Source organism: Pseudoalteromonas sp. Z1A2, from assembly GCF_011378755.1.
In the GTDB taxonomy this organism is placed as follows: domain Bacteria; phylum Pseudomonadota; class Gammaproteobacteria; order Enterobacterales; family Alteromonadaceae; genus Pseudoalteromonas; species Pseudoalteromonas distincta.
In genome coordinates, this window is the sequence record NZ_WTKX01000006.1 from 22,145 (window position 1) to 47,917 (window position 25,773).

Sequence of the window (25,773 nt, forward strand, 5' to 3'; positions counted from 1 at the left end):
AGTTAATAAAAAACGCGCTTAAATTACTTTAAGCGCGTTTTTTTGTATATAGCGTTTATGGTTAAGCCTTATTTACCGTGCTCATTTGCTGCTTTTTCTTCAGCTAATTCTTCTTTAAGCTTACGGATTTTTAAACCTTGTTCTTGTCCGCGATGTCTTGCGTAGTAAGTACAGCCAATAAACATAGATGATGCAAATACCAGTTCTAACAACACCCAAATTAATTCATCTGGTGCTGCCCACAGCATGGTAAGACCGTGGATAAAATAAAGCATTACAATAAAGTTAGCCCACGCATAGGTGTATGTGTTGTCTTGAATTATGCCTCTTAGCGGCAGTAGTAAAGGAATGATAGGAAAAAACAATGACACCCAACTAGTATTACCGTCTAGAGGGGGTACAAAATACATCCACAAAGGAATCAGAATAAGTAAACCAACATAGCCAAATAGTGCTGCACGTTGAAATTTTACCGTAATCGGCTTTTTAGCTGGACTGTCAGCTGTAGTCATTTAAGTTTTCTCGCAATGTGAGTAAGGCGTTTACCAACGCTTTGGCATATTTTAATTTCGTCTTTGCTTAGCTGTGCACTATTAGCGCTGCCAGCGACGTGTGTTGCACCGTATGGTGTTCCACCGGTTTGTGTTGCAAGTAGTTCGGGCACATCGTACGGCACGCCCATAAGCACCATGCCGTGGTGTAATAGTGGCAAAGATAAGTTAAGTAAGGTTGCTTCATTTCCTCCATGCATACTACTTGATGACGAAAATACACACGCTGGCTTATCGATTAATTGGCCTTTTAGCCATAAGTCGCTAGTGGTTTCCCAAAAGCTTTTTGCTTGAGAGGCCATCATGCCAAATCGAGTTGGTGTACCAAATGCTAAACCATCGCAATTTATTAAATCATCTTTAGTGATCACAATATCGTGCGCATTTTTAGCCACAAAGGTGCGAAGTAGTGCACTAGCACCTTGTTGCTCTATCGACTCTGCTATCTCGTGAGCCATTGCTTCAACTGAGCCATGGCTTGAGTGATAAAGCACCACTATGGTTGCACTCATTATAAAACGCTTAGTACGTTTTCTGGTGGACGACCAATCGCTGCTTTATTGTTATTAACTACGATAGGGCGTTCAATTAATTTTGGGTATTTAACCATAGCGTTAATAAGTGCGTCCTCATTTGTTTCATCTTTCAAATTAAGCGCTTTGTAGTCATCTTCTTTGGTGCGCATCATTTCACGTACGGATGAAAAACCAAGTTGGATTACAAGCGTTGAAATTTGCTCGTGAGTAAGAGGGGTTTTTAAATACTCTACAACACTTGGCTCTATCGCTTTACTTTGCAGTAGCGCTAGCGTTTCGCGTGATTTAGAACAACGTGGGTTGTGGTAAATAGTAACAGACATAAAATGATTCCAAAGTGTGAATTGCGTCTATTTTAGGGTAAGCGCTTGCAGACTTAAAGTCTTGCAAGCTCTTTTTGTAAAAGTCGATACTGGGTAAGTAGTGCTTTTAAACGTTGTTGCTTTACAAGTTCGGTTGGCTCTACGAAGTTAAGTGCTTTTTGTACTTCGTCTGCGGCTTTTAAATAAGCACCGTATTGAGCCAATACATCGGCGTTCGCTTCATGATATGAGGCTAATTTATCTTGTTTTTTATACGCATCAGCAAGAAGTTGCTTGCCTAGGTTATGATCTGGCTTTTCGAGTAAAAAACTCTTCAAAATATTTTCGGCTAGTTCATATTGCTCAGCTTCAAGTGCTGCGTTGGCATAGTTGAGCGTAATTACCTGATTATTAGGGCGATACTGATTTAAATCAGCTAAAAATTTTACGGCTTCATCTGCCTTTTTTTGCGCGATGAGTAAATCGGTATGGGTATCTATATAAAATAGGTTTTTAGGATCATTTTTTAAAAGCTCGTCTAGTATTGGGGCTGCTTCATCAAGCTTTTTTTGATCAAGTAAGCTAATAGCTAAACCGTACTTTAAAGCGGTGTTATCGTAGCTATTTTCGCGTAGTCGTTTTCTAAATAGGTCTTCGGCGTTTTCTGGTTTGTTGTCGTAGCGCGCAAGCACGCGGCTTTTAGCTAAATTAAACTCAAGACTGGCACTCATATGACGCACAGGAAATTGCTCTGCACGCAAACGTACATCAGATACTCGGCTCTCTGGTAATGGGTGAGTAAGTAAAAACGCAGGTGGTTTATATTTATAACGAATTTGCGCGGCAAGTTTAGTTAAAAATTCGCTCGATGCACGTGCATCAAAGCCTGCATTGTTAAGCGTTTGCATGCCTATGCGGTCAGCTTCTTGCTCGGCTGAGCGACTATGCGTTAACTGACTAAAAGCAGATTGTGTTTGGCTGGCAGATATAATCGCAATACCCGCATCTGGTGCAACAACGGTTGCTAATATTCCGGCTATCATACCGGCAATAGTCAGCGCGCTGTTATCTTGCTGTTGCTGTATTCTTCGCGCTAAGTGGCGCTGTGTCACGTGAGCAATTTCGTGACCAAGCACTGAGGCAAACTGGCTCTCGTTATCGGCTTGAGCTATTAACCCTGTATGTACGCCTACATGGCCGCCATAAAAGGCGAAGGCATTTATTTCTGAGTTGTTTATCCAAAAAAACGAAAACGGAAAGCGCACGTCATTAGCATTAGCAACGAGTTTACGACCAATAGTTGTGAGGTATTCATCTAGCACTGGGTCGTTTATTACTGGTGATGAGCCTCGTATTTGCATCATCATTACTTCGCCAATGGCTTGTTCTTTTTCGAGTGGCAGTGCTTGTAATGCAGATGTTCCTAAATCAGGAAGCGTAAAGTTGGTTTGCGCTTTTAAAGGTTCGCTTATTAATAAGCTAAACGTAAGCGCAGCACTGCATAAAGTGATAAATGCTGATTTTAGCTGCATTTTATTCCTTGTTAATTTGTTCGCCAATTGCAATTTTGGCTATGTCTATTTCGTCACTGCTTGCACGGCTGTCTTTTTCGCACAATTGGTACAGTTCTTTTATTGTGACTCCATCAAGCTTTACAACGTTCAATTCTCGCTGCAAAAAAGTAATAATTTTATGTACTACTTTGTGTGCATGTAAAATAATGGCTTTATCTGCTTTGTCGCCTCGTTCAAAATAAAAGCCAATAAACTTATGTAACTGACTTATTCTGATCAAGTTTTTCATTGAATGTGGGTCCCACACTCTAAATTCCATAAAGCGATTGTTTTTTATGTATTGATCAACAATAACATCTTTAGCATAAGGCTGTGCCCATAGCTCAAAGCCTCTGTCGGTAAATACTTGGTGCAGCGCAATACGTGGCTTATGTTTGGTATGTATTTCACCTAAGTTATCTTCATAGCCTTCTAATAAATCTAAGTTCCAATTGCGTTTATCTAAAAGTTGTTTAACTGCATTGTCGAACCCATGATCTAAAATTCCTTCTGATTCGCTTATTGATGAGGCAACAAGGTGATAAAAAGGAGGTAGTTCGCCCCAATTAATCTGCTTTTTAAACCAATTAATCTCTTTGAGTGTTGGATTACTTGGTAGTTGCGCTTTATTATGCGTGCCAGGCATTAACTTATCCTTACTGCTAGTTATGTTATAAGGATAAACTATTGCAGGAATTGTTTTAACAAAAAGTTACAACGGTTTGAGTACATAAATACGTAGACCGTAAATATGCGACTTATTATTCATTTACTATACGGATAAAGTAGTTATGGTAGAGCGCGATTTAAAAGAGTTTAAGTGTCCTCAGCAATTTGTGCAGTTCAAGCTTGCGCTTCGAAGTGCACAGTCATCAAAACAATGCATCACTTTTAGTCTTAATAAAGGTGAAAGTGCGAACGACATTGAACGTTTTTTGCAAAAAAATGCTTATAGTTACAATTTTGATAAACAACGTGGGTTGTTATTAGTGGAGCCATTACATGTTTGAATACGTAAAAACATGGTACGAAAGGAAGTTCTCGGATCCTCATTCGTCTACCTTATTATTTTTATTATTGGTATCAGTTGCCTTACTTTACTTTTTTGGCGCGTTAATTGTTCCTGTGCTTGTTGCACTGGTTATCGCTTATTTACTAGATTGGCCGGTTGTTCATTTAGAGCGTGTTGGCTTAAAACGTTTTACAGCAACAATTATTGTAATGTTGATATTTATTAGCATTATGCTCACCCTTATTTTAGTTATTGGCCCAGTGCTTTGGAAGCAAACCAGTAACTTAGTGCAAGAAACACCGCATATGCTAGAGCAGGGGAAGTCTTATTTAATGGCTTTACCTGAACAATACCCAAGTTTAATTAATATAGAACAAGTACAAGCAATTGTTGCAATCGTAGAAGCTAAAATTATTGAGTTTGGCCAAGCGGTATTATCGTTTTCACTTACGTCTTTAAAAGATGTTGTTGCTTGGCTTATATATTTGGTGCTTGTGCCGTTACTGGTGTTTTTTATGCTTAAAGATAAGCTGGAGCTGACAGGGAGTATAGCTAAACTGATCCCGCAGCAACGGCGCTTGATTTTACAAGTGTGGAACGAAATGAACCAACAAATTATGAATTACATTCGCGGTAAAGTATTCGAAATTTTAATTGTTGGTGGTGTGTCTTTCATTGCATTTACTGTTTTAGATTTGCGCTATGCAGCTTTACTTGGTGTGCTTGTTGGCTTTTCGGTATTAATTCCATTTATTGGCGCGGCACTCGTCACTATTCCGGTAGCGGCAGTTGCGCTGTTTCAGTTTGGATTAGAAACACAGTTTTGGACCATTTTAATTATTTACGGAATTATTCAGGCGCTTGATGGCAATGTACTTGTACCGCTGTTGTTTTCTGAGGCAGTTGATTTAAATCCGGTATTTATAATTGTCGCGGTATTATTTTTTGGTGGTTTATGGTGGTTTATGGGGGTTTTGGGGCGTATTTTTTGCCATCCCGTTGGCCTCATTAGTAAAAGCGCTAATAACAGCTTGGTCGTCAACGCACGAAGAGATCAGCAAAGAGCTCATTGAATAGTTAAGCAAACAGACTTTTAGTTTAAAAAAGCATAGTAAACGCACCTCTAGTGCTAATTGATTATTACTCATTACCTGTAAATTTATGTACTATTGGTAATAAGATATATTTTTTAGTAATAAGGTGCGTTTTTTAATGTCTGAGTTTTTATTGCACGATGAGCCAGTAAAACAAGTTTACCTTGATGCAAATGCAACGACCCCTGTGTTGCCTTGTATTGCTGCTGTTGTTTCTCATACCATGCAAATATGTTTTGGTAATCCTTCAAGCCCGCACATCACAGGTATTCAAGCCAAGCATTTATTAGAACAAACACGTCAAAAGGCACGCACGGTTATTGGCGCAACTAATGGCGATATCCTATTTACCTCTGGTGCAACGGAGGGTATTCAAACTGCGGTGGTTTCTACACTAATTAATGCTAAAAAGCAGTCTATTAAAAACCCTGTATTATTATATGGCGCTACTGAGCATAAAGCGGTGCCAAATACACTCAAGCACTGGAATAGCGTACTTGACGTTAATGCTCAGGTGCTTGCTATTCCGGTTGATAGTAACGGTATTTTAGATTTAGATTTTATCGCAGAGCATATTAATAACGCTTTGATGATTTGCACCATGGCCGTTAATAACGAAACCGGTGTATATCAAGATTTATCCGCTATAGAGCAGGTAATTCGTAGCCGTAACAAAAATGTATCGTGGATGGTGGATTGCGTGCAGGCACTCGGTAAACAAGCGCTCGCACTGAGTAATACAACTATTGATTACGCTCCTTTTTCGGGGCATAAGCTTTACGCACCTAAAGGTATTGGCTTTTTATATATTCGTAGTGGCAGTGCGTACACACCTTTTATAGCGGGTGGCGGTCAAGAAAGTGGAATGCGCTCAGGCACCGAAAATCTACCCGGTATTGCAGGGTTAAATAAACTATTTAGTATGTTGCTTGATAAATCAGACGATACATTTAAACCAATTAGCATACTTAACTCTTATCGAAGCCAGTTACAAAGCGCGATAAAAGACACCTTTGGCGATATTACATTTAATCATGATTTTGCTTATAGCGTGCCTACCACACTTAACTTTGCGGTAAACGATTTAACGAGCAAAGAAGTGATTGATTTATTTGATGCTGCGGGCATTCGCGTAAGTGGTGGTTCGGCTTGTAGTACGGGTGCATCTACAAGTTTTGTTTTAGATGCAATGGGTGCAAGTAAGAGGCAAAGCGAAAACGCGATTAGGCTATCGTTTGGACCTGCAGCAACACAACACGATATTGATGATGCTTGTGTGCGTATTCGCGCTCTTAAAGCAATACTACAGGCTAACTGTTTAATTGTATCTGATAGCACTACACCACAGCAAGAAGTGTGCGCACTTGGCCTTACTCAGTTTAGGCACCAAGGAGCATGTAGTTGGCTTTATGTAAGCGATGATAAGCACGCAGTTATAATAGACCCGATTGTTGAGCTTATTCCGCGCTTTGAAAAAATAGCTAATACACAAAACTTAACTATATCAGCGGTGCTTAATACTCATCTGCATCAAGAGCGAGAGTCAGCGACTCATTTATTAACCAGTGTTCTTGCATCAAGAGTTGTAAAAGGTGAGGTTGATGCTTTAGGTTGGCCACTAAATGCAGAAAGTATTAGCTTAGCAAATGACGTACTTGAAAAAATAGCGACACCTGGGCACAGCAAAGATAGCGTAAGTTATTTATTAAAAAATATTAATGGCGAAACGCGTTATTGTTTTTGTGGTGATTTAATTTTGCCTGCAGGACTTGGCAATACATCGCTTATAGGTGGGGATGCAAAAGCAATGGCACGCTCTATTTTAGCAATAAGCGAGCAACTTAATAGCACCAGCATTATTTGCTCAGGGCACGACTACCAACAATGTTTTGCCATGAACTGGGCTGTACAACAAAACCAAACGCCATTACTTAATGCGCTAGTAAGCGGCAGTATTTCAGTTGATGAATTTACTATACAAAAGCAGCAGCACGACGCTTCAAAGCAAGTAAATAACACGCAATTGTGTGGCTATGTAAATGCATTGCCTGAGATTGATACACAGCAATTAAATTTTGATGACGCTAAAGCAATGTTAAACACCAGCGATGCATATTTAATAGATACTCGGGAGCCGTATGAACATGGAGCAAATAATGTTGCTCAGTTATTTAATACACTAGATGAAAAAACATTAAATATACCGCTTAGCAGAATGGCAAATGCGGTATTTGAAGGGCAGTTAAGTAAAAATAACAACTATATTTTATTATGCCGCAGTGGTAACCGCTCAAAGATTGCTGCGAGCAATTTAATGCAGCTAGGATACAAAACGGTTTATAATCTAAGTGGTGGGCTAGCGCTTAGTAATTAAGCAAAGATTGTAATTTATACAAAATCGGCTTTATAGCCGATTTTTTGTTTTTAAGGTTTATTTGTTTGCAAGGCAAACAATTACAGTAATTAGTGAATAACTATGAAAAGTAATTAGCAGCGCTTATAAAAATTCATTAATATTTCATTTTGATTGATTAAGCTATGCTGTTGCCTTTAAAATTACAGGTAAATTAATTTATAAAATTTTTATGATACCGGTGTCAAAAGCTAAAAATTGCGTTATCATCTGCACATAAAATTATAAAAACAGCACTTTTTTTGCATTTTTAGTTATACTATTTGCGCTTTAATTTAGTGTGAATAAGTAGTATTAAGAGTTTTGCTTTTATAAAAAACATTTTTAAATCAATTGATTGAAAAAAATAGAGGATATTTCCATGTCTAACCGAACGCAACTAGCAAGTTGGCAAGCACTAGAACAAAGTGCAGCTAAGATGAAACAAACACATCTAAAAACGTTATTTGCACAAGATGACACGCGCTTTTCTCAGTTTTCTACTCAAGTACCAGGCGTATTATTCGACTATTCTAAGCAACTTATTGATAACAATGTTTTTGCTAACTTAATGTCGCTTGCTAAAGAATGCGATATTGCATCGTGGCGCGATAAAATGTTTAGCGGTGAAAAAATAAATATCACTGAGGATCGCTCAGTTTTGCATACGGCACTTCGTAATCGTGCTCACACTCCATTAATTGTTGATGGCGAAAACGTGACACAAGCCGTAGACAACGAGTTAGCTAAAATTAAAGTGTTTGTAGAAAAAGTTCGTAGCGGTAAATGGTTAGGCTATACCGGCAAAGCGGTAAAAGATGTTGTAAGTATTGGTGTTGGTGGCTCTAACCTTGGTCCACAAATGGCAACTGAGGCATTAAAAGCACTTGCTGATGATACGTTAAATGTTCACTACGTATCTAATGCTGACGGTGTACAAATTTCGTCTATATTAAAAGCCATTGACCCTGAAACAACATTATTTGTTATTTCTTCAAAAACATTTACGACGTCAGAAACCATGACAAACGCAAAAACTGCGGTTGACTGGTTTTTACAAACAACAAAAGATGAAAGTACAATTGCAAAGCATTTTGTTGCAGTAAGTACAAATTTAGAAAAAACGGCAGCCTTTGGTATCAGCGACGAAAACGTATTCACTATGTGGGATTGGGTTGGTGGTCGCTTTTCACTTTGGAGTGCGATAGGCTTACCAATTGCTTTATATTTAGGCTACGACGCCTTTGAAGCAATTTTAGAAGGTGCGTTTGAAATAGACGAGCACTTTAAATCTGCGCCGTTTGAGCAAAATATACCATTAATTATGGCATTGCTTAGTGTATGGAATACGAGCTTTTTAGGTTATACAGCGCAAGCTATATTACCGTACGATCAAGCACTGCATATGTTGCCTGCGTATTTACAGCAAGGCGAAATGGAAAGTAACGGTAAACACGTTAACTTTGCAGGCGAAACGGTACCTTATACTACAGTTCCAATTATTTGGGGCATGACGGGTATTAATGGTCAGCATGCCTTTTATCAGTGTTTACACCAAGGTAATGTAATTGTACCTGCAGATTTTATTGCATCAGTTAAGCCACAAGTGAATGTTGATAAGCATCACGATATTTTATTATCGAACTTCTTTGCACAAACAGAAGCGATGATGAGTGGTGTAGATGCAGCGCAAGTTACAGCTGATTTAACCGCTAAGGGTAAATCGCAAGCAGAGATTGATGAGTTATTAAATCATAAAATTCATCAAGGCAATCGTCCTACAACGTCTATGCTATTAGATACAGTAGATGCTAAAACAGTGGGCCGTTTAATTGCACTGTATGAGCATAAGATATTTTGCCAAGGCATTATTTTAGAAATATGTTCGTTTGACCAATGGGGTGTAGAGCTGGGTAAAGGTTTAGCATCTAAAATTGAGAGTGAACTCACTGATGATAGCGTGAAACACGCTCATGATAGTTCTACAAACGGCTTAATGGCGTACTATAAACAAAACCGTACGCAGTAAAAAATTCGCTTACGCAAGTAAGTAAACCGAGTACCTTTGAACGGGTAGCGCTGGAGTGCTTAGGGTCTGTATTTTTGTGAGAGGAGATACAGGGCCCCTAAGGCTCATTTAATAAGCGCAATGATAAACAATAATAATAAATCATCGATACAGAACAATTCAGCAGGCTTTTATTTAAATACAGCTATAAAAGCCATCTAATCTAGCAATAAATAGGCATACCCGCGCATTTACAAAATGTACTGGGTATCATAACGTAGAGAGTAACTATGCTTAATCCTTTTGATATTATAATTTTTGGGGGCGGTGGTGATCTTGCGTTACGCAAATTGCTACCTGCAATGTACAGAGCATATCAAGAAGGTAACTTACCTGAAGGCTCACGTATCCTACCAACAGTGCGCGAAGAATCGAAACGTGCTGAATACATAGAAACAGCGCATAAAGCATTACAAGAATTTTTAAGCAAAGGTGAGTTTAACGCTAAAGATTGGAAAGCGTTTTCTACTTTTTTAGTGCCAGTGGTAAGTAATGTTACAGAAGCAGACGACAACTGGGATGTGCTAAAAGGCATTTTAGATGAGCACGAAAGCACTAAGTCTCGCGTGTTTTACTTATCGCTTCCGCCTGCTGTTTACGGCACATGTTGTGAAATATTATCGACTAAAGGTTTAATTACACCTACATCACGCGTTGTTGTTGAAAAGCCAATTGGTTATTGCGGTGATTCTGCTGAAGCAATTAATGGAAAAATTGCAGAGTTTTTTAATGAAGAACAAATTTTCCGTATTGACCATTACTTAGGTAAAGAAACAGTACAAAACTTAATGGCGCTGCGTTTTTCAAACTCATTGTTTGAAAATATGTGGGATGCTAAATCTATTGATAATATTCAAATTAGCTTGTCAGAAACGGTTGGTCTCGAAAGCCGCGCTGGTTTTTATGATAAAGCCGGTGCACTTCGTGACATGGTTCAAAACCACTTATTACAACTACTTTGCTTAGTTGCAATGGAGTCGCCTAATAAGCTTAACGCTAACAGCATTCGTAACGAAAAACTAAAAGTATTAGAAGCACTTCGCCCGCTTGTAGATGGTGATGTTGATGAAAATATTGTTCGTGGTCAATACGTACCAGGTGACTTAAACGGTAAAATTGTACCGGGTTACTTAGAAGAGCTAAATGAAGGTTCTAGTAAAACAGAAACGTTTGTAGCTATTCGCGCGCATATTGATAACTGGCGCTGGGCAGGTGTTCCATTTTACCTTCGTACGGGTAAACGTATGGCTAAGCGCTGTGCAGAAATTGTGGTTGAATACAAAAAAGTATCTCACAATATCTACGAAGATAACGTGGGTAATATCGAGCCAAATCGTCTTGTTATTCGTTTGCAGCCAGAGGAAACAATTCAACTAACGCTTATGTCTAAGCGCCTTGATAATCTTCAAATGCAACTTGAGCCAGTAACAATGAATATTGAGCTTTCACAAGCTTACAGCAATGGTTTCCACTCAGATGCGTACAAGCGTTTAATGCTTGATGCCGCTGCTGATAACCCGTCGTTATTTATTCACCGTGATGAAGTTCGTCAAGCGTGGAAGTGGATTGATCCAATAATCGACCGTTGGCAAGACAAAGGCAAGCCTGCGCTTTACCGTGCTGGTAGCTGGGGACCTGATGATGCTGATGAATTATTGGCAGAAAACAATCATGTATGGTTTAACACAGGCGATAAGGTATAAGCATGGCAACACTAGTTGAAAAGTTTTTTGATGATAAAGACGCGTTAACAGCTGAGCTTTCTGCAACGCTTGAGCAATCATTACGTGATGGCATTAAAAACGATGGCCGTGCTGTATTAATGGTGTCGGGCGGCTCGTCTCCTGCGCCCGCTTATAAGCATTTATCAACGCTTGATTTAGATTGGCAACATGTTGATGTTGCTATGGTTGATGAGCGTTGGGTAGACCCAAGCCATGAAAAAAGTAATGAAGCATTTATTAAAAGTACTTTATTACAAAATCATGGTAGTGTTGCCAACTTTATTACTATGAAGAACGCTGCAGCAACGGCTCAACAGGGCGCACAAGAGTGTGAAGCGGCTTATAGCGAGCTAAAAAGCCCATATGATGTAACTATTTTAGGTATGGGCCCAGATGGCCATACAGCGTCGTTATTCCCAAATGCAGACGGTTTAGAGCATGGTTTAACAACTGAGCAATCGGTATGTGCAATTAATGCGATACAAAGTGAAGTAACCGGTAGTATTACCGAGAGAATGACGCTTACGTTAAATGCCATTGCGCAATCTAAAGTGGTTAAGCTTTTAATTAGCGGTGAAGAAAAACTCGCTGTTTATAAGCAAGCAAAAGCGGGCGGCGATGTGAATGACATGCCACTACGCGCTGTGCTTAACCATCCAAGTATCAATATTGAAGTATATTGGGCACCTTAATTTAGATGCCAATTTAACTTTTAAAGGCCGCTTATATAAGCGGCCTTTTTTATTTGCTTAAATTTAAGCCTAAACACTGCAAAAAAATAGCTTTGAACTGTTAACCAATGTTAATGAATAACTTTGGTTTGTATTAAAATCAACCACGAAGTGTGTTGTTTTTGAACAAAATTTATGAGTTTGAGCTGTATGTTTTTTAACAACGTTCAGATTTAGTTAAATTTTATTTTTTCATGGTTGTTGTCATAAAAGTTTCCCTTCCTTTTTTAGCTCAAAAGCATTAGCCTAAAGGCATTAACAATGAAACATATAAATTAAAATAAACGGAGCAGTAACATGGCGGAGCAACAAGTACAGCCTTTACACAACGAAAAACATGCCAACACTAAAATTCAAAACGGCATCAATGTAGAATTCATGAAAACTCAACACTTAGTGCCAGTAGTTGCACATGAGTTTGCACGTGTAGCAAACGAGTTTCCAATGTCATTCGTTAAAAATAACGAAACCGGCACTTTTCAAGCAGTTGCTATGTTTGGCTTAGAGCCAGGCGAAAACCTTTTTGTAGAAGATGGTAAATGGACTGCAGCATTTGCACCTATGGCATCTACTCGTTACCCACTTGGTTTAGTTAAACACCCAGATCAAGATCAATACGGTATCGTAATTGACGAAGCAAGTGCGCTTGTTGGTGAAGACGAAGGTAACGCATTATTTGAAAACGGCGAAGAAACAGATTACCTAAAACGTCGTAAAGAAGCGCTAGTATCATTTATTGAGTTTTCTCAAGTAACTGAAGCGTTCACTAAATTCCTTGCTGATAAAGAGCTACTAATTGCGCAAACGCTAACAGTAGACATTAAAGGCGAGAAAAAAGACATCAACGGTATTTACCTTATCGATGAGAAAAAACTAAACGAGTTAAGCGATGCTGATTTCTTAGAGCTTCGTAAACGTGGTTACTTAGCACCAATTTACTCGTTCTTAACGTCTACTCACCAAGTAGCACGTTTAGCGCGTTTAAAAGCTAAACAAGCTTAATTACAAACACGTAAAATTTTAAAAAGCGCCTTAAGGCGCTTTTTTTATGCCATTAAACTCACTTTAGTTGAAATTAAGTCCGTAACCATTCACATTAGTTTATAACTTCCCCATAAAAGAACTCATTATGAAAACACCATTATTAGCCATTTTTGCGAGCAGCCTTGTTGCTTTAAGCAATAGTGCATTAGCTGCAGAGACTCCTTTTGCCATTGCGATTCATGGTGGGGCAGGGACAATTGAAAAAGCACGATTTACACCCGCTCAAGAAAAAGAGTATCGTGCAAAATTAACGCAAGCAGTAGAGACAGGTTATAAAGTATTACACCAAGGCGGCGAAAGCTTAGATGCGGTAATTGCAGCAATTGCAGTATTAGAGCAATCCCCTTATTTTAATGCAGGGCGTGGAGCGGTATACACCTACGATGGCGGGCATGAGCTTGATGCATCCATAATGGATGGTCGAAACCGTGAAGCAGGCGCAGTTGCGGGTGTAAAGCATATTGAGAGCCCAATTAACTTAGCACGTTTGGTAATGGATAACTCTGTACATGTAATGCTTAGTGGGCAAGGCGCTGAAGAGTTTGCTAAAGAGCAAGGTGTTGAGCTTGTCGAAAATAACTTATTTGATACCGAGCCTCGCTACAAAGCGCTTTTAAAAGCAAAACAAAAATTAGATAAAGCCAAAGCAACCAGTAAAGAGTACCAAGCCGCGCACAAAGCATTACCTAACTCTTACAAAATGGGCACGGTTGGCGCAGTGGCGCTTGATAAAAATGGTAATTTAGCGGCAGGTACATCAACAGGTGGTATGACCGCAAAACGTTATGGTCGTGTGGGGGATGCGCCGGTAATTGGGGCCGGAACATTTGCTGAAAATGAATCGTGCGCGGTATCGGCAACAGGGCATGGTGAATATTTTATTCGCTATAACGTAGCAAGCGATATATGTGCGCGAGTTAAGTACCAAGGTAAAACCATTGCTGAGGCAGGGGATGAAGTTATACACGGCGTGCTTAAGCCTATTGGTGGCACTGGCGGCGTAATTATTATTGATACAAAGGGTAATATTAGCTTACCGTTTAATACCTCTGGCATGTATCGAGCAAGTAAATCGAATACGCAAGCGACCTACGTGGGCATTTTTAGTGACGAATAAGCCAACGTCATTTAATTTATTCAATGTAGTTAGCCCTGAAAATAATTGTTTAAAATAAATTTATTATTCACAGTTTAGTTCAATAGCAGCGTTTATATAACAAACAACCCCGCGTTATGCATTTTGTAGGATTAACCCCAGCCGTTTAATTTGATACAATTACGGCTCTTTAACTAATTTTATAAGGTATGCGGGTGGTAAACCTAGGTCAGTTGTTTGGCGAGCTAAAAACGTGCTTAAAAAAAGATCAATTCATTTTCAAAAAACGCTTACATGGCGTAAAAAAAATAACCGATGAAAACAAGCATGCCAACGCGCTTGAAAAAATAGCGGCTGATATAACCCGTAGCCAAGAATTTCGCGATAAACGCTTAGCTGGCCTCCCTAAAGTGACTTACCCTGAGCAATTGCCGGTAAGTCAAAAAAAGGAATTAATTAAAGACGCCATTGCAAATAACCAAGTGGTTATTATTGCCGGTGAGACGGGCTCAGGCAAAACAACGCAAATACCTAAAATGTGTTTAGAGCTTGGTCGCGGTGTTGATGGTTTAATTGGTCATACGCAACCACGTCGATTAGCAGCGCGTACGGTGGCTAATCGTATTGCTGAAGAAATGAAGTGTGAACTTGGTCAGCAAGTTGGCTTTAAAATTCGTTTTAGCGATCAGGTATCTAATAATACGTATATTAAATTAATGACCGACGGTATTTTGCTGGCTGAAATTCAGCAAGACCGTTTTTTAAATCAATACGACACGATTATTATTGATGAAGCGCATGAGCGTAGTTTAAATATTGATTTTATTTTAGGTTACTTAAAAAACCTGCTTCCAAAACGCCCTGATTTAAAAATAATAATTACCTCAGCGACTATCGATCCTGAGCGTTTTTCAAAGCACTTTGATGATGCGCCCATTATAGAAGTATCGGGTCGTACTTTCCCTGTTGATGTGCGCTACAACCCTATTACTGATATTAATAAAGATGATATGGAAGCGGAGGGCGATCAGCTACAAGGTATTTTTGATGCCGTTGATGAGCTGTGCGCTGAAGGCCCTGGCGATATTCTCATATTTTTAAATGGTGAGCGTGAAATACGCGATACCGCAGATGCACTTAGCAAGCGTAATTTAAAACACACCGATGTATTGCCACTTTACTCGCGTTTATCTAACGCAGAGCAAAACCGTATATTTGCGCCGCATTCTCGTCGTCATATTATTTTATCGACTAACGTAGCCGAAACATCATTAACCGTGCCGGGTATTCGTTATGTAATAGACCCAGGTACTGCGCGTATAAGTCGCTACAGCTATCGTACAAAAGTACAGCGCTTACCAATAGAGCCTATATCGCAAGCAAGCGCCAATCAGCGTATGGGTCGTTGTGGACGTGTTGAAGCGGGTATTTGTATTAGGTTGTACTCTGAGGATGATTTTTTATCGCGCCCAGAGTTTACTGACCCTGAAATACTACGTACTAATCTTGCATCTGTTATTTTACAAATGTTGGCGCTAGGGCTTGGTGATATGGCGCAATTTCCGTTTGTACAAGCGCCAGATAGCCGCAATATTAATGATGGCCTAACATTGCTTGAAGAGCTACAAGCGGTAAAACCAGCTAAACGCGATAGTAAAACCAGCCTAACGCAATCGGGCAGAGAGCTTAGTCGATTACCCGTTGACCCACGTTTAGCAAAAATGGTGCTAACAGCCCATAAACTTGGCGCATTGCGTGAAGTGATTATCATTGTGGCGGCGTTGTCTATTCAAGACCCACGTGAACGCCCACAAGAAAAACGTGCTGCTGCTAATGAAAAACACGGTCGTTTTGATGATCCAGATTCTGATTTTATCGCTTTTTTAAACTTATGGAATTACTTAGAAGAGCAGCAAAGCGAGCTTACTAATAGCCAATTTAGAAAGCTGTGTCAAAAAGACTTCTTAGCCTATATGCGCCTGCGTGAATGGCAAGATATTGTTTATCAAATAAGTACTGTGTGTAACGAAATGGGCATGAAAGCAACCAGCCAAGCGGCTGATGGCGAACTTGTTCACAAAGCGTTGTTAAGCGGGATGCTAAGCCATATTGGCTTTAAAGATGAAAAACAAATATACAAAGGCGCACGTAATAGTCAGTTTCATATTTTTCCAGGTTCAGGTTTATTTAAAAAGAGCCCTAAATGGATCATGTCAGCGGAGCTGGTAGAGACAAGTAAGTTATATGCCCGCACAAATGCAAAAATAGACATTAACTGGGTAGAACCATTAGCACAGCACTTAGTTAAACGTAGTTACACAGAACCTCATTGGGAGAAAAAGCCAGGTGCGGTAATCGCGTTTGAACAGCAAACTTTATACGGCTTACTTGTTGTAAATAAACGCCGCTGTGTTTATAGCAACATAGACCCTAAAGTGAGTCGAGAGCTTTTTGTGCGCACAGCATTAGTTGAGCAAGAACTGGGCTTAAACGAGGGCTTTTTAGCGTTTAACCGTGAGCTAATAGAAGATATTCAAGTTCTGGAAAATAAGTCACGTCGTCGTGATATTTTAGTTGATGAGCAAACGTTATTTGAGTTTTACGATAAAAAAATACCCAAACAAATTAATAACCGAGCTGCATTTTTAAAATGGTATAAAACACAAAAACAACAAAATAAGCATTACCTACACATGACTCGTGAAGAGCTAATGCAGCATGGTGCAAGTAATATCACTGAGTTTGACTACCCTGACACATGGCAGCAAGACAATATTATATTGCCGCTTGCTTATCATTTCGATCCAGGCCAAGCAGTTGATGGCGTTGCGGTACAAATACCAGTAGCGCTTTTAAATCAAGTACAAGAAAGTGGTTTTGACTGGCACATACCAGCATTTAGGCATGAGCTAATAAGTGGGCTTATAAAGTCATTGCCTAAATCGCTTCGTCGTAATTTTGTGCCAGCACCAAACTATGCTGATGCAGTGCTGGCAGCTATTGAGCCAATGCAAGGTAGTTTAATTGATGCTTTAGCCACGCGTTTATTAAGAATGACAGGTGTGAGAGTTGATCCCGAGGCATGGGATTTAACCGCGCTTGCACCGCATTTACGATTACAGTTTGAAGTACGTGATGAGAGCGATAAGTTACTTGCACGAGGACTTGATTTAGCCAAGCTCAAAGCAGAGCTGCAAGGTGAAGTAACCGAAACACTGTCTAAAGTAGCCGATAAAGGCATTGAAAAGTCAGACCTAACACAATGGGATTTTGGTGAGTTACCCGCTTCATACGTTAAAAAACAAGGTCAATATGAGATAAAAGCATACCCTGCGCTGGTGGATAAAAAATCAGCCGCTGCAGTGGAGCTTTTTGATAGCGAAGCAAAAGCGCAGCAAGCACATCAACAAGGTTTGCGCCGTTTAGTACTATTAAATGTGCCATCGCCAATTAAGTACTTACAACAAAACTTACCGAATAAGGCAAAGCTGGGTTTGTACTTTAACCCATTTGGTAAAATAGCTGATTTAATTGATGACTGTATTGCCGCAGGTGTTGATAGCTTATTAGTAAAACACGGTGATATACGCGACGAAAAAGCATTTGAAACAGTAAAAGAGCAAATACGCGGTGAGCTGGGCGATGCCGTTGTATCGATTGCAACGCAAGTTGAGCAAGTATTAAGTATTGCTCATGCGCTGCATAAAAAAATGAAAGGGCGCGTTGATTTAACCATGATAACTGCGCACGGCGATATTAAGTCACAGCTTGAGTCACTTATATTTAAAGGTTTTGTGAGCGTGCATGGCGCAGATAAAATAGCGGATTTAATTCGTTATTTAAAAGCGATTCAAAAACGTTTAGAAAAGCTGCCTGTGGATCCAAATCGTGATAGGTTATGCGTACTAGAGCTAGATAAAGTTGCGCAAGAGTATAAAAAAGTAGTTAATAAAACGCCTAAAGGGTTACCTATACCACAAGAGGTAACCGCTATTTTCTGGATGCAACAGGAGCTTAGAGTGTCGCTATTTGCTCAAACACTAGGAACGCCTTACCCAATTTCAGCCAAGCGGGTACTTAATGCGATAAAAGAGATAGAATAAAACTTGCATTTTCTATTAAGCTTAGTACCTTAATAGAAGGATTTATTTTTGTTTTGAAAAGGAAGCGACATAGTTATGTCCTCATCGATTGAACATAAAACAAAGCGACTTTTAGTGGTAGATGACGAGTATTTTAATTTTGAAATGCTCAAAGCCGCACTCGCGTCGAAATTTGATGTTAGTTACGCAGATTCAGGGCAAAGCTGCCTTGCGTCAGCAATTGCGAGTCCGCCAGATATAATTTTGCTTGATGTTTGTATGCCTGGTCTTGATGGTTATGATACATGCCGAATGCTAAAGCACACACCTGAAACAAAAAATATTCCTGTTGTTATGGTATCGGGCCTAGAGTCCCCATCTGAAAAACAAGCAGGGTTTGATGCTGGTTGTAACGCGTATGTTGTAAAGCCATTTTCAGTGGGTTCTTTGTTGGAAAAAATTAACACGGTTGTTTAGAGGTAACATATGTTTACTGATGATAAGCGAAATTTTAGACGCATGCAGATTAACACTCCTGCAAATTTAACAACGATAGAACCAATAGCGGGTTTAAGTTTTGCCGCAGAGTGCGTGGATTTAAGTGCAACAGGTTTATCAATTCATTTAGATGAATTGCTTGAACCTAATACCTTACTGACGGTGAACATTGATTCGACTCATCCAAGTATTGCGCCTTTAAATGCAACTGCAAAAGTAATACGTGCCAGCAAAGAAGATGATGGCACGGTAACAGCAGGTCTTGAAATCATTGAGTTTAACTAAATCGAATTCAGTTAAACTAAATAGTAGATATTAAAAAACCTTACAGATTAAGCCTTTTAAGTAAAAGCCTTCAGGGTAGCTGCCAGCAATTGGATGATCGGCTGCCTGGTTTAATCGCTCCATTATCAGTAGGTCTTTACCTGCATCAAGTGCTGCATCGGCTACTACTTTTTGAAACAAGTTTTGTTCCATTAAACCAGAGCATGAGAATGTTAATAGTGTTCCGCCTGGTTTTAGTATTTGCATGGCAATCATGTTGATATCTTTATAGCCACGACACGCGCCCGTTAGCTGCGCTTTATTATCAGCAAATTTTGGTGGGTCCATTACGATGGTATCAAACTGTCTACCTTCGTCGCGGTATTGGCGTAATAATTTAAATACATCCTGCTTAACAAAGCTCACTTTGTTTAAATCTAAGTTATTATGCTCAACATTACGTTTTGCTGTATCTAAAGCGGGTTGCGATACATCTACGTTAGTTACATGCTCACATCCACCACGCAGGGCATACAACGAGAATGTACCTGTGTAACTAAAGCAGTTAAGGACAGTTTTACCTTTTGAGAAGCGCTCAAGTGCAGCACGGCTGTCACGCTGATCTAAGTAAAATCCTGTTTTGTGACCTTCAATTATATCAACTTCGATTTTTAAGCCGTTTTCTTCAATAAGCACAGGCTCTTTTGGTTCATTCCCCCAAAGTGCGCCTTTAATTGGTTCTAAGCCTTCTTTAGTACGTACATCTACGTCAGAACGCTCATATATGCTAGAGCCGGGGAAAATAGACATCAATGCGCCTACAATCTCGCCTTTATGGCGCTCGGCACCGGCGCTTAATAGCTGGCACACTAATACATTGTCAAACTTATCTATTGTAACGCCTGGTAAGTAATCAGACTCAGCAGCACATAAGCGAAACCCTGTTAATCCGCCTTCTTCAATAACTTGACTACGGGCTTCTAATGAGCGACGTAAACGGCGTTCAAAAAAGTGTTGATCGATGACTTCTTTTTCGTCAAAGCTCCAAACACGTGCACGAATTTGTGAGTGAGGGCTATACGCAGCAGTTGCTAAAAACTTACCTTCGCTGTCGTGAATCGTTACTGTGTCGCCTAATCCAGGTTTACCTTTAATTTTTTTGATGGCTTTTGAAAATAACCAAGGGTGTTTTCTTTTTAATGATTTATCGCGACCAGCTTGTAGGTAAACGGCAGATGACATAAGGCTTCTCAGTAGTAATAAATAAGCGCTGTATTTTAGTCAAGCAAGGAGCAACATACAATGAATGTTTTGCAAGGGGGGCATAAAGCACGGTAAAGTACGGATAATTCATTGATTAATTAGCTTTTTGGAACCTAACTTTGTCTGACGTCGCTTTAAGCCCTGATTTAGAAATACTTAACTCACAATGTAGAGGGTTTATCGCCTCTTTAGTGCATGCTGATGTTGCTCATGACATTACTCATATAGAGCGAGTGGTGCGTGTTGCAATACAGTTATGTAATGCGGAGCAGGCAAACATGTCAGTAGTATTTCCTGCAGCGTGGATGCACGACTGTGTGGCGGTGGCTAAAAACCACCCTGATCGTGCAAAAGCCTCTACTATGGCAGCTGATAAGGCATTGGAGTTTTTAAAATCGATTAATTATGACGAGTCACTTTTTGATGAGATTCATCATGCAATTGCAGCGCATAGCTTCAGCGCAAATATAAAAATTAAAACAGTTGAAGCGCAAATAGTACAAGATGCCGACAGAATGGATGCGTTGGGCGCTATTGGCGTTAGCCGATGCATGAAAGTTGGTGGCTCAATTTCTCGGTTATTATATAACCCAAATGACCCTTTTTGTGTTGAACGCGAGGCTGATGATAAAACATACACGCTTGATCATTTTTTCATAAAGTTATTACATATTGCCGATAGTATGAATACCCCATCAGCTAAAGCAGAGGCGAATAGACGAACAAGGTATATGCATGAGTTTTTAGAGCAATTAAAGTCAGAAATTGGTGAGTAATGTGAATAATACAAGCATACCGAAATTATCTGGCATTGATCATTGCCATTTAAATGTTGATAACTTAGCTAATGCCGTTAAGTGGTATGAACGGGTTTTAGGTTTTAGCGTAGTGCCAGAGCTTGCCTTTTGGAATGAGCATGGGCGAGGCCCTTTAACGCTTGAGGATGCTTGTTCAACCTCTCGTTTAGCATTGTTTGAAGGAGAGGGGCGCAGTAAAGGGATTGCATTTTTGGCCTCAGGGGATCAATTTATTCAATGGCGTATTCATCTTGAGAGTTTAAATATAAAAGTAGTTTTAGCAGATCATGGTGTAACGTTTTCTATGTACTTTAAAGATGAAAGTGGCAATAGCCATGAAATTACGTCACATGACTATCGTTATATAAAATCTTATTACCCAAATGTTGAGCTTGGCTCTCACAGTGCTAAAAAGAATTAGCTTTCTTGATTTGCATTTTTTATAGCAATAATATCGTCTAAGTTTTTTACTAATAGCTCGATTAGAGCGGGATCGAAATGAGTTCCTGCTTGCTCTTGCATATGCAAAACTGTTTTCTCTACGCTCCAAGCCTCTTTGTAAGGGCGTTTTGAGGTAAGTGCATCAAATACGTCAGCTATAGCAACAATTCTACCTTCAACTGATATTTCTTCGCCTTTGATCCCGTTAGGATAGCCTGAGCCATCCCATTTTTCGTGGTGTTCAATTGCAAGTGTATGCGCAAGTTGTAGTAAAGGAGATGATGAGTTTGCTAAAATTTGCGCGCCAATGGTGGCGTGTTCTTTCATATGATCAAACTCTTCAGAGGTTAAGTTTCCAGGTTTGAGTAGGATAGCGTCAGGAATACCTATTTTTCCTACATCGTGCATTGGGGCAGCTTGACGTAAAAGTTCTGCTCGTTGTTCATCCATACCTAGTGCTAACGCTAATACTTTACTGTATTGGCTCATACGCACTATATGTTCACCCGTGTCGGTGTCTTTATATTCCGCTGCACGGCCTAGACGTTCTACTAAATCTAAATGAGCTTGCTTTAATTGCTCTGCTTGTACTAGCGACAAGTGAGTATTAACCCTTGCTCTTACAATGGCAGGGCTTATTGGTTTAGTAATATAATCTACTGCGCCTAACTCAAAACCTTTGTATTCATCGCTTTCATCGCCAAGCGCAGTTACAAAAATAATTGGGATGTGTGATGTTTTAGGATTTCTCTTAACTATTTGGCACACTTCAAAGCCATTCATATCTGGCATCATTATGTCGAGCAAAATTAGCTTTGGTAGTTCTTTTTCAAGTAGTGCTAGTGCGGCATCACCAGATTTAGCAAACGACATACGATATTGATTACCTAACACTTCGCGCATTACTTTTAGATTTGCAGGCTCATCGTCAACAATTAATACCCGTGGCCTATCTGTCGTAAAATCCATTAATTAATACTCATTGTTTGTTAGTTTTTCAATTAAGGTTTCTAGTATTACGTGTACTTTATCAAAATCAAATTCATCAAAGGCTTCGGCTATATCATCAACTTCATTTTGAAAGGTAGAAGGTGCGCCGCGTTGCAACTTTGCGAGTAGTTCATCATTTAATTCTGCGTTTTGCGCATCTTGATGAAGTGTTTCACACAATTGCTTAATCTCATCTATTGATAGAGTGTCGGAGCTATCATCTTCAGGCTTGCTATTTGGCTCATCGCAAGTATTTGATGACAGCAGTTGCGTTATAATAAGTAGTTCGTTTTTGATATCGTCTAAAAGACTAATAACTTTAGCATCACTTTGCTTGTGCTCTAAATCGGTTAATAACTTCATTAACGTTGTTAGCCCTAAGTTACCAGCAACACCTTTGAGTGTGTGAATGAGGCTATCGACATCTTTTATGTTTGATAATTTATCATTAAATAATCTCTCAAACCGCTTATCACTATCACTAACAAACTTAGTAATCTCTGTAAGTTGCTTACACTTAGAACCCCAAAGTGCTAATCCTTTTTCAAAATCTATATGCTGCGCTTTAGGATCGCTTTGCGATATAACCATTTCTTTTGCAATACCAAGCCCCAGCACTTGCGCTATTTCTTGGTTAAGCTGATTTATATCGACGGGTTTATTGGCAAAGCCATTCATGCCTGCTTTTTTAGCCGTAAGCTTATCTTGCTGTAATACGCTTGCTGTGAGCGCGATAATTGGCGTGTACTTAAGCTGCCTTTGGTTTTCTATTGCTCTTATTTTTTGTGCTGCTTGTATGCCATCACACAAGGGCATATGTATATCCATTAAGATGACATCAAAGTCTTGTTCTTCAAATACTTTAATCGCTTCAAGTCCGTTTGACGCTTTGGTAACTGAATGCTGATCGCATGACAGAAGCAAAGACAGTAGTTCTGTATTTTGCTCTATATCATCAACTACTAGCACTCTAAGTGCAGGCAGTTGGGTGTGTAGACCATCAAAATAATCTATTTTAGATTCGTCACCTAAAGTAAGCGGCAATGAAAAGTAAAAACAGGTGCCTTTACCTAGCTCACTTACTAAGTTTATTGTTCCGCCCATAAGCTCTACAAGTTGTTTACTTATGGTTGTACCAAGGCCTGTACCACCAAAGCGGCGAGTAGTAGTGCCATCGGCTTGTTCAAAAGGTTGAAATACAGCTTGAATACGATCTTTTGCAATACCAATTCCGGTATCTTGCACTTCAAAAAACAGATGCTGATTTTGTGTCATGCCAACGGTGACCGTAACAGAGCCTTCTTCGGTGAACTTAATCGCGTTACCAATTAGATTAGTGAGTACTTGTCTGAGTCGATCTGGGTCGCCGTAGTACGTAGAACTTACTGATTCTTTAATATGGAGTTTAAGTTCTAAATCTTTCTTTTTAGCTTCTAGCCAAAAAGTAGAAATAATACTGTCTATCACTGGTTTTAAGCTAAAGTGGACTGGCTCAATGGTGAGCTTACCGCGTTCTAGTTTTGCAGAATCGAGAATTTCATTTAACAATCTTAGCAATGAACGCGCTGCATTATTTACGGTAACCAAGTGCTTTTGTTGTTCTTGATCAAGTGGGGTGTCCATTAATAGATCGCTAAAACCTATTATAGAATTCATTGGGGTGCGTATTTCATGGCTCATATTAGCCATAAAAGATTGCTTTGCATGAGCAGCTTCTTCAGCTTTAAATTTAGCTTGCTCAAGTTTTTCTTCATATTCTTTGCGTTCAGTAATATCGACTAAAACACCATCAATCCACTTTGGGTTGCCTTGAGCATCAAAGTCGATACTCCCTTTATCTAACAACCACAAAATTTTGCCATTTCTATGTCTAATTCGGTATTCAATAGAATATTGAGACTTTGCATCAACAGCTTTAGTGACTTCATCAACTATTTGTTTTTGGTCTGATTTCAAGACCAAGTCATTAAACTCGATACAATGCTCTGTAAACTCGTTTGGGTTATACCCTGTAAGCTCAATTATATTTGGACTAATAAATAAAATAGTCCAGTTGTCATCAAACTTGCATCTAAACGCTACTCCGGGCATGTTATCGATAAGAGAGCGGTATTTTTGTTCTTTCTCTTCTAAACTTTGTTGCAAAGCGCGTTGTTCGGTCAAGTCGGTAATAAAGCCAACATATAAAGGGTTATGGCCCGGCTGATTTACTTCGCCTATACCTAAGCGAATAGGAAAAACATGTCCGTTCATGTGTTTTGCATATACATCACGGTTTATGCCTATTATTTTACCTAGATCAACATTGTGAGCGTTTAAGAGGTATTCGTCGTGGTGCTTGGCAATGTTATCGTCCATCAGCATTTTTACGTTTTTGCCTTGAACTTGGTTTTCTTGCCAGCCAAAAATTTTACTTGCAGCTTCATTAAAACTTAAAATAATACCAGTATGGTCAATGGTAACAATGCCATCTATAGCGGTGCCTAAAATAGCATTTAGACGGGATTCTTTTGCCGACTTCTCCTCAAGTAGCATGCGATAGCGAACCATACCATTTATTACACCAACCACGCTTGTAATCGCGATAGTTGCTGTGGCGACTGCAATGGCGATAAAAGTTAGTCCTGCGGTTGCATTAGCGTCATCATAGATTAGTGGCGATGTAGCTACAAAACGTGTAGCGGCCATACCCATGTAGTGCATACCAGCAACAGCACACCCTAAAATAACAGCGCTAATTGAGTTATTTTGAAGAGGTGATAAAGAGGGTAAAAAACGCTCAAGATTAAAGCGACTGTAAAGGGCTATAAAGGAGAGGGCTACAGCAACAATGATTGATAACGCAAAAATCAATGGATCATATCTAAGTAAAGGAGCAAGATCCATTGCAGCCATGCCGCTATAATGCATAGTGCCAATGCCGGCTCCTAGTAACACAGAGCAAATCGACAATACTTTTAGATTCCCTTTACTATTTACTAGCATTGATACAGCGTACTGACATGCTATAAATGCTGGTATAAAAGAAAGGAGAGTGATTGTTGGATCATAATCAATATTAGTACACAGTGAAAAGGCAAGCATACCAATAAAGTGCATACTCCAAATACCAGCCGAAAAAACAGTAGCAGCGGTCACATTTGCTAAACGTTGGTAGCTGGGAAATTGAGTTGCTTTTGCGAGATCTATAAGTCGAATGGTGAAAAAGGCTGCAAAAATAGCAATTAGCAATGACATTGAAACTAATAGAGGATCGTAAACGCCATTAATGATTAAGCTAGGATCTTGGTCTGTGATAAAAAAAGCTGATAACATAATGGCTCAAAATATAATCT

20 protein-coding genes and 1 pseudogene are annotated in these 25,773 nt (G+C 39.5%); 13 read left to right on the plus strand and 8 right to left on the minus strand.

Annotated elements, in window-relative coordinates:
- Positions 1-68: 68 nt before the first annotated feature.
- Genes GQR47_RS06360 through GQR47_RS06380 form a run of 5 tightly spaced genes read right to left on the minus strand, consistent with a single transcriptional unit; the run spans position 69 to position 3,588 of the window.
- The gene (locus tag GQR47_RS06360; protein WP_024595679.1) at positions 69-512 is read right to left on the minus strand and encodes a DUF2069 domain-containing protein; all 444 of its coding nucleotides are present in this window, start codon (positions 510-512) and stop codon (positions 69-71) included.
- Positions 509-1,063 carry an NAD(P)H:quinone oxidoreductase gene (gene wrbA, locus GQR47_RS06365; protein ID WP_024595680.1) on the minus strand — a complete coding sequence of 185 codons (555 nt, stop codon included), beginning with the start codon at positions 1,061-1,063 and terminating at the stop codon, positions 509-511. Before wrbA ends, GQR47_RS06360 begins: the two co-directional genes overlap by 4 nt.
- Complete coding sequence (gene arsC, locus GQR47_RS06370; protein WP_024595681.1) at positions 1,063-1,410, minus strand: arsenate reductase (glutaredoxin); 348 nt, start codon at positions 1,408-1,410, stop codon at positions 1,063-1,065. The genes wrbA and arsC overlap by 1 nt, the downstream gene beginning before the upstream one ends.
- A 53-nt stretch (positions 1,411-1,463) precedes the next feature.
- A complete protein-coding gene (locus GQR47_RS06375; protein WP_039487326.1) occupies positions 1,464-2,921 on the minus strand; it encodes a M48 family metalloprotease in 1,458 nt (485 codons plus the stop codon).
- 1 nt (position 2,922) lies between these two features.
- Positions 2,923-3,588, minus strand: a complete 666-nt coding sequence (locus GQR47_RS06380; protein WP_024597628.1) for a hypothetical protein — start codon at positions 3,586-3,588, stop codon at positions 2,923-2,925.
- Between the two features lie 145 nt (positions 3,589-3,733).
- Between GQR47_RS06380 and GQR47_RS20475 the strand changes: the two genes are divergently transcribed.
- The 11 genes and pseudogenes from GQR47_RS20475 to GQR47_RS06435 all read left to right on the plus strand — a co-directional run bounded on the left by GQR47_RS20475 (position 3,734) and on the right by GQR47_RS06435 (position 18,968).
- Positions 3,734-3,952, plus strand: a complete 219-nt coding sequence (locus GQR47_RS20475; RefSeq protein WP_024597627.1) for a hypothetical protein — start codon at positions 3,734-3,736, stop codon at positions 3,950-3,952.
- A pseudogene (locus GQR47_RS06390) lies at positions 3,945-5,031 on the plus strand (AI-2E family transporter). Before GQR47_RS20475 ends, GQR47_RS06390 begins: the two are co-directional and overlap by 8 nt.
- A 135-nt stretch (positions 5,032-5,166) precedes the next feature.
- Complete coding sequence (locus GQR47_RS06395) at positions 5,167-7,422, plus strand: aminotransferase class V-fold PLP-dependent enzyme (protein WP_165723654.1); 2,256 nt, start codon at positions 5,167-5,169, stop codon at positions 7,420-7,422.
- A gap of 400 nt (positions 7,423-7,822) precedes the next feature.
- Positions 7,823-9,469, plus strand: coding sequence for a glucose-6-phosphate isomerase (gene pgi, locus GQR47_RS06400; protein ID WP_024597625.1), 1,647 nt, complete (start codon positions 7,823-7,825; stop codon positions 9,467-9,469).
- Positions 9,470-9,738: 269 nt separating this feature from the next.
- Positions 9,739-11,211: a glucose-6-phosphate dehydrogenase gene (gene zwf / locus GQR47_RS06405; protein ID WP_024597624.1), complete on the plus strand. Its 1,473-nt coding sequence runs from the start codon at positions 9,739-9,741 to the stop codon at positions 11,209-11,211.
- Positions 11,212-11,213: 2 nt separating this feature from the next.
- Positions 11,214-11,924, plus strand: coding sequence for a 6-phosphogluconolactonase (gene pgl, locus GQR47_RS06410; protein WP_024597623.1), 711 nt, complete (start codon positions 11,214-11,216; stop codon positions 11,922-11,924).
- Positions 11,925-12,260: 336 nt separating this feature from the next.
- Positions 12,261-12,965 carry a SapC family protein gene (locus GQR47_RS06415; RefSeq protein ID WP_024597622.1) on the plus strand — a complete coding sequence of 235 codons (705 nt, stop codon included), beginning with the start codon at positions 12,261-12,263 and terminating at the stop codon, positions 12,963-12,965.
- A 127-nt stretch (positions 12,966-13,092) separates the two neighbouring features.
- The gene (locus GQR47_RS06420; protein ID WP_029753367.1) at positions 13,093-14,124 is read left to right on the plus strand and encodes an isoaspartyl peptidase/L-asparaginase; all 1,032 of its coding nucleotides are present in this window, start codon (positions 13,093-13,095) and stop codon (positions 14,122-14,124) included.
- Between the two features lie 194 nt (positions 14,125-14,318).
- The gene (gene hrpA / locus GQR47_RS06425) at positions 14,319-18,206 is read left to right on the plus strand and encodes an ATP-dependent RNA helicase HrpA (RefSeq protein ID WP_279167433.1); all 3,888 of its coding nucleotides are present in this window, start codon (positions 14,319-14,321) and stop codon (positions 18,204-18,206) included.
- 75 nt (positions 18,207-18,281) lie between these two features.
- Complete coding sequence (locus tag GQR47_RS06430) at positions 18,282-18,662, plus strand: response regulator (RefSeq protein WP_024597620.1); 381 nt, start codon at positions 18,282-18,284, stop codon at positions 18,660-18,662.
- Positions 18,663-18,671: 9 nt separating this feature from the next.
- On the plus strand, positions 18,672-18,968 hold the full coding sequence (locus GQR47_RS06435) for a PilZ domain-containing protein (protein ID WP_024597619.1): 297 nt from the start codon (positions 18,672-18,674) through the stop codon (positions 18,966-18,968).
- A 30-nt stretch (positions 18,969-18,998) separates the two neighbouring features.
- On the opposite strand, the gene GQR47_RS06440 is transcribed toward GQR47_RS06435, so the two are convergent.
- Positions 18,999-20,189 (minus strand): class I SAM-dependent methyltransferase, encoded by a 1,191-nt coding sequence (locus tag GQR47_RS06440; protein ID WP_002961441.1) that lies wholly within the window; start codon positions 20,187-20,189, stop codon positions 18,999-19,001.
- 140 nt (positions 20,190-20,329) lie between these two features.
- On the opposite strand from GQR47_RS06440, the gene GQR47_RS06445 reads away from it, so the two are divergent.
- Complete coding sequence (locus tag GQR47_RS06445; protein WP_165723656.1) at positions 20,330-20,986, plus strand: HD domain-containing protein; 657 nt, start codon at positions 20,330-20,332, stop codon at positions 20,984-20,986.
- 1 nt (position 20,987) lies between these two features.
- Positions 20,988-21,428 (plus strand): VOC family protein, encoded by a 441-nt coding sequence (locus GQR47_RS06450; RefSeq protein ID WP_024594723.1) that lies wholly within the window; start codon positions 20,988-20,990, stop codon positions 21,426-21,428.
- Here GQR47_RS06450 and GQR47_RS06455 read toward each other — a convergent pair.
- Positions 21,425-22,417 carry a two-component system response regulator gene (locus tag GQR47_RS06455; protein ID WP_024594722.1) on the minus strand — a complete coding sequence of 331 codons (993 nt, stop codon included), beginning with the start codon at positions 22,415-22,417 and terminating at the stop codon, positions 21,425-21,427. The two genes, GQR47_RS06450 and GQR47_RS06455, sit on opposite strands and share 4 nt — an antisense overlap.
- Positions 22,418-22,420: 3 nt before the next feature.
- Entirely contained in the window at positions 22,421-25,753 is a 3,333-nt protein-coding gene (locus GQR47_RS06460; protein WP_154903438.1) for an MHYT domain-containing protein, read from the minus strand.
- Between the last annotated feature and the right edge of the window lie 20 nt (positions 25,754-25,773).

Excerpts from the sequence above, each read along its gene's own strand:
- GQR47_RS06360 (WP_024595679.1), bottom strand. The coding sequence starts at position 512 with ATGACTACAGCTGACAGTCCAGCTAAAAAGCCGATTACGGTAAAATTT.
- wrbA (WP_024595680.1), bottom strand. The coding sequence starts at position 1,063 with ATGAGTGCAACCATAGTGGTGCTTTATCACTCAAGCCATGGCTCAGTT.
- arsC (WP_024595681.1), bottom strand. The coding sequence starts at position 1,410 with ATGTCTGTTACTATTTACCACAACCCACGTTGTTCTAAATCACGCGAA.
- GQR47_RS06375 (WP_039487326.1), bottom strand. The coding sequence starts at position 2,921 with ATGCAGCTAAAATCAGCATTTATCACTTTATGCAGTGCTGCGCTTACG.
- GQR47_RS06380 (WP_024597628.1), bottom strand. The coding sequence starts at position 3,588 with ATGCCTGGCACGCATAATAAAGCGCAACTACCAAGTAATCCAACACTC.
- GQR47_RS20475 (WP_024597627.1), top strand. The coding sequence starts at position 3,734 with ATGGTAGAGCGCGATTTAAAAGAGTTTAAGTGTCCTCAGCAATTTGTG.
- GQR47_RS06395 (WP_165723654.1), top strand. The coding sequence starts at position 5,167 with ATGTCTGAGTTTTTATTGCACGATGAGCCAGTAAAACAAGTTTACCTT.
- pgi (WP_024597625.1), top strand. The coding sequence starts at position 7,823 with ATGTCTAACCGAACGCAACTAGCAAGTTGGCAAGCACTAGAACAAAGT.
- zwf (WP_024597624.1), top strand. The coding sequence starts at position 9,739 with ATGCTTAATCCTTTTGATATTATAATTTTTGGGGGCGGTGGTGATCTT.
- pgl (WP_024597623.1), top strand. The coding sequence starts at position 11,214 with ATGGCAACACTAGTTGAAAAGTTTTTTGATGATAAAGACGCGTTAACA.
- GQR47_RS06415 (WP_024597622.1), top strand. The coding sequence starts at position 12,261 with ATGGCGGAGCAACAAGTACAGCCTTTACACAACGAAAAACATGCCAAC.
- GQR47_RS06420 (WP_029753367.1), top strand. The coding sequence starts at position 13,093 with ATGAAAACACCATTATTAGCCATTTTTGCGAGCAGCCTTGTTGCTTTA.
- GQR47_RS06430 (WP_024597620.1), top strand. The coding sequence starts at position 18,282 with ATGTCCTCATCGATTGAACATAAAACAAAGCGACTTTTAGTGGTAGAT.
- GQR47_RS06435 (WP_024597619.1), top strand. The coding sequence starts at position 18,672 with ATGTTTACTGATGATAAGCGAAATTTTAGACGCATGCAGATTAACACT.
- GQR47_RS06440 (WP_002961441.1), bottom strand. The coding sequence starts at position 20,189 with ATGTCATCTGCCGTTTACCTACAAGCTGGTCGCGATAAATCATTAAAA.
- GQR47_RS06455 (WP_024594722.1), bottom strand. The coding sequence starts at position 22,417 with ATGGATTTTACGACAGATAGGCCACGGGTATTAATTGTTGACGATGAG.
- GQR47_RS06460 (WP_154903438.1), bottom strand. The coding sequence starts at position 25,753 with ATGTTATCAGCTTTTTTTATCACAGACCAAGATCCTAGCTTAATCATT.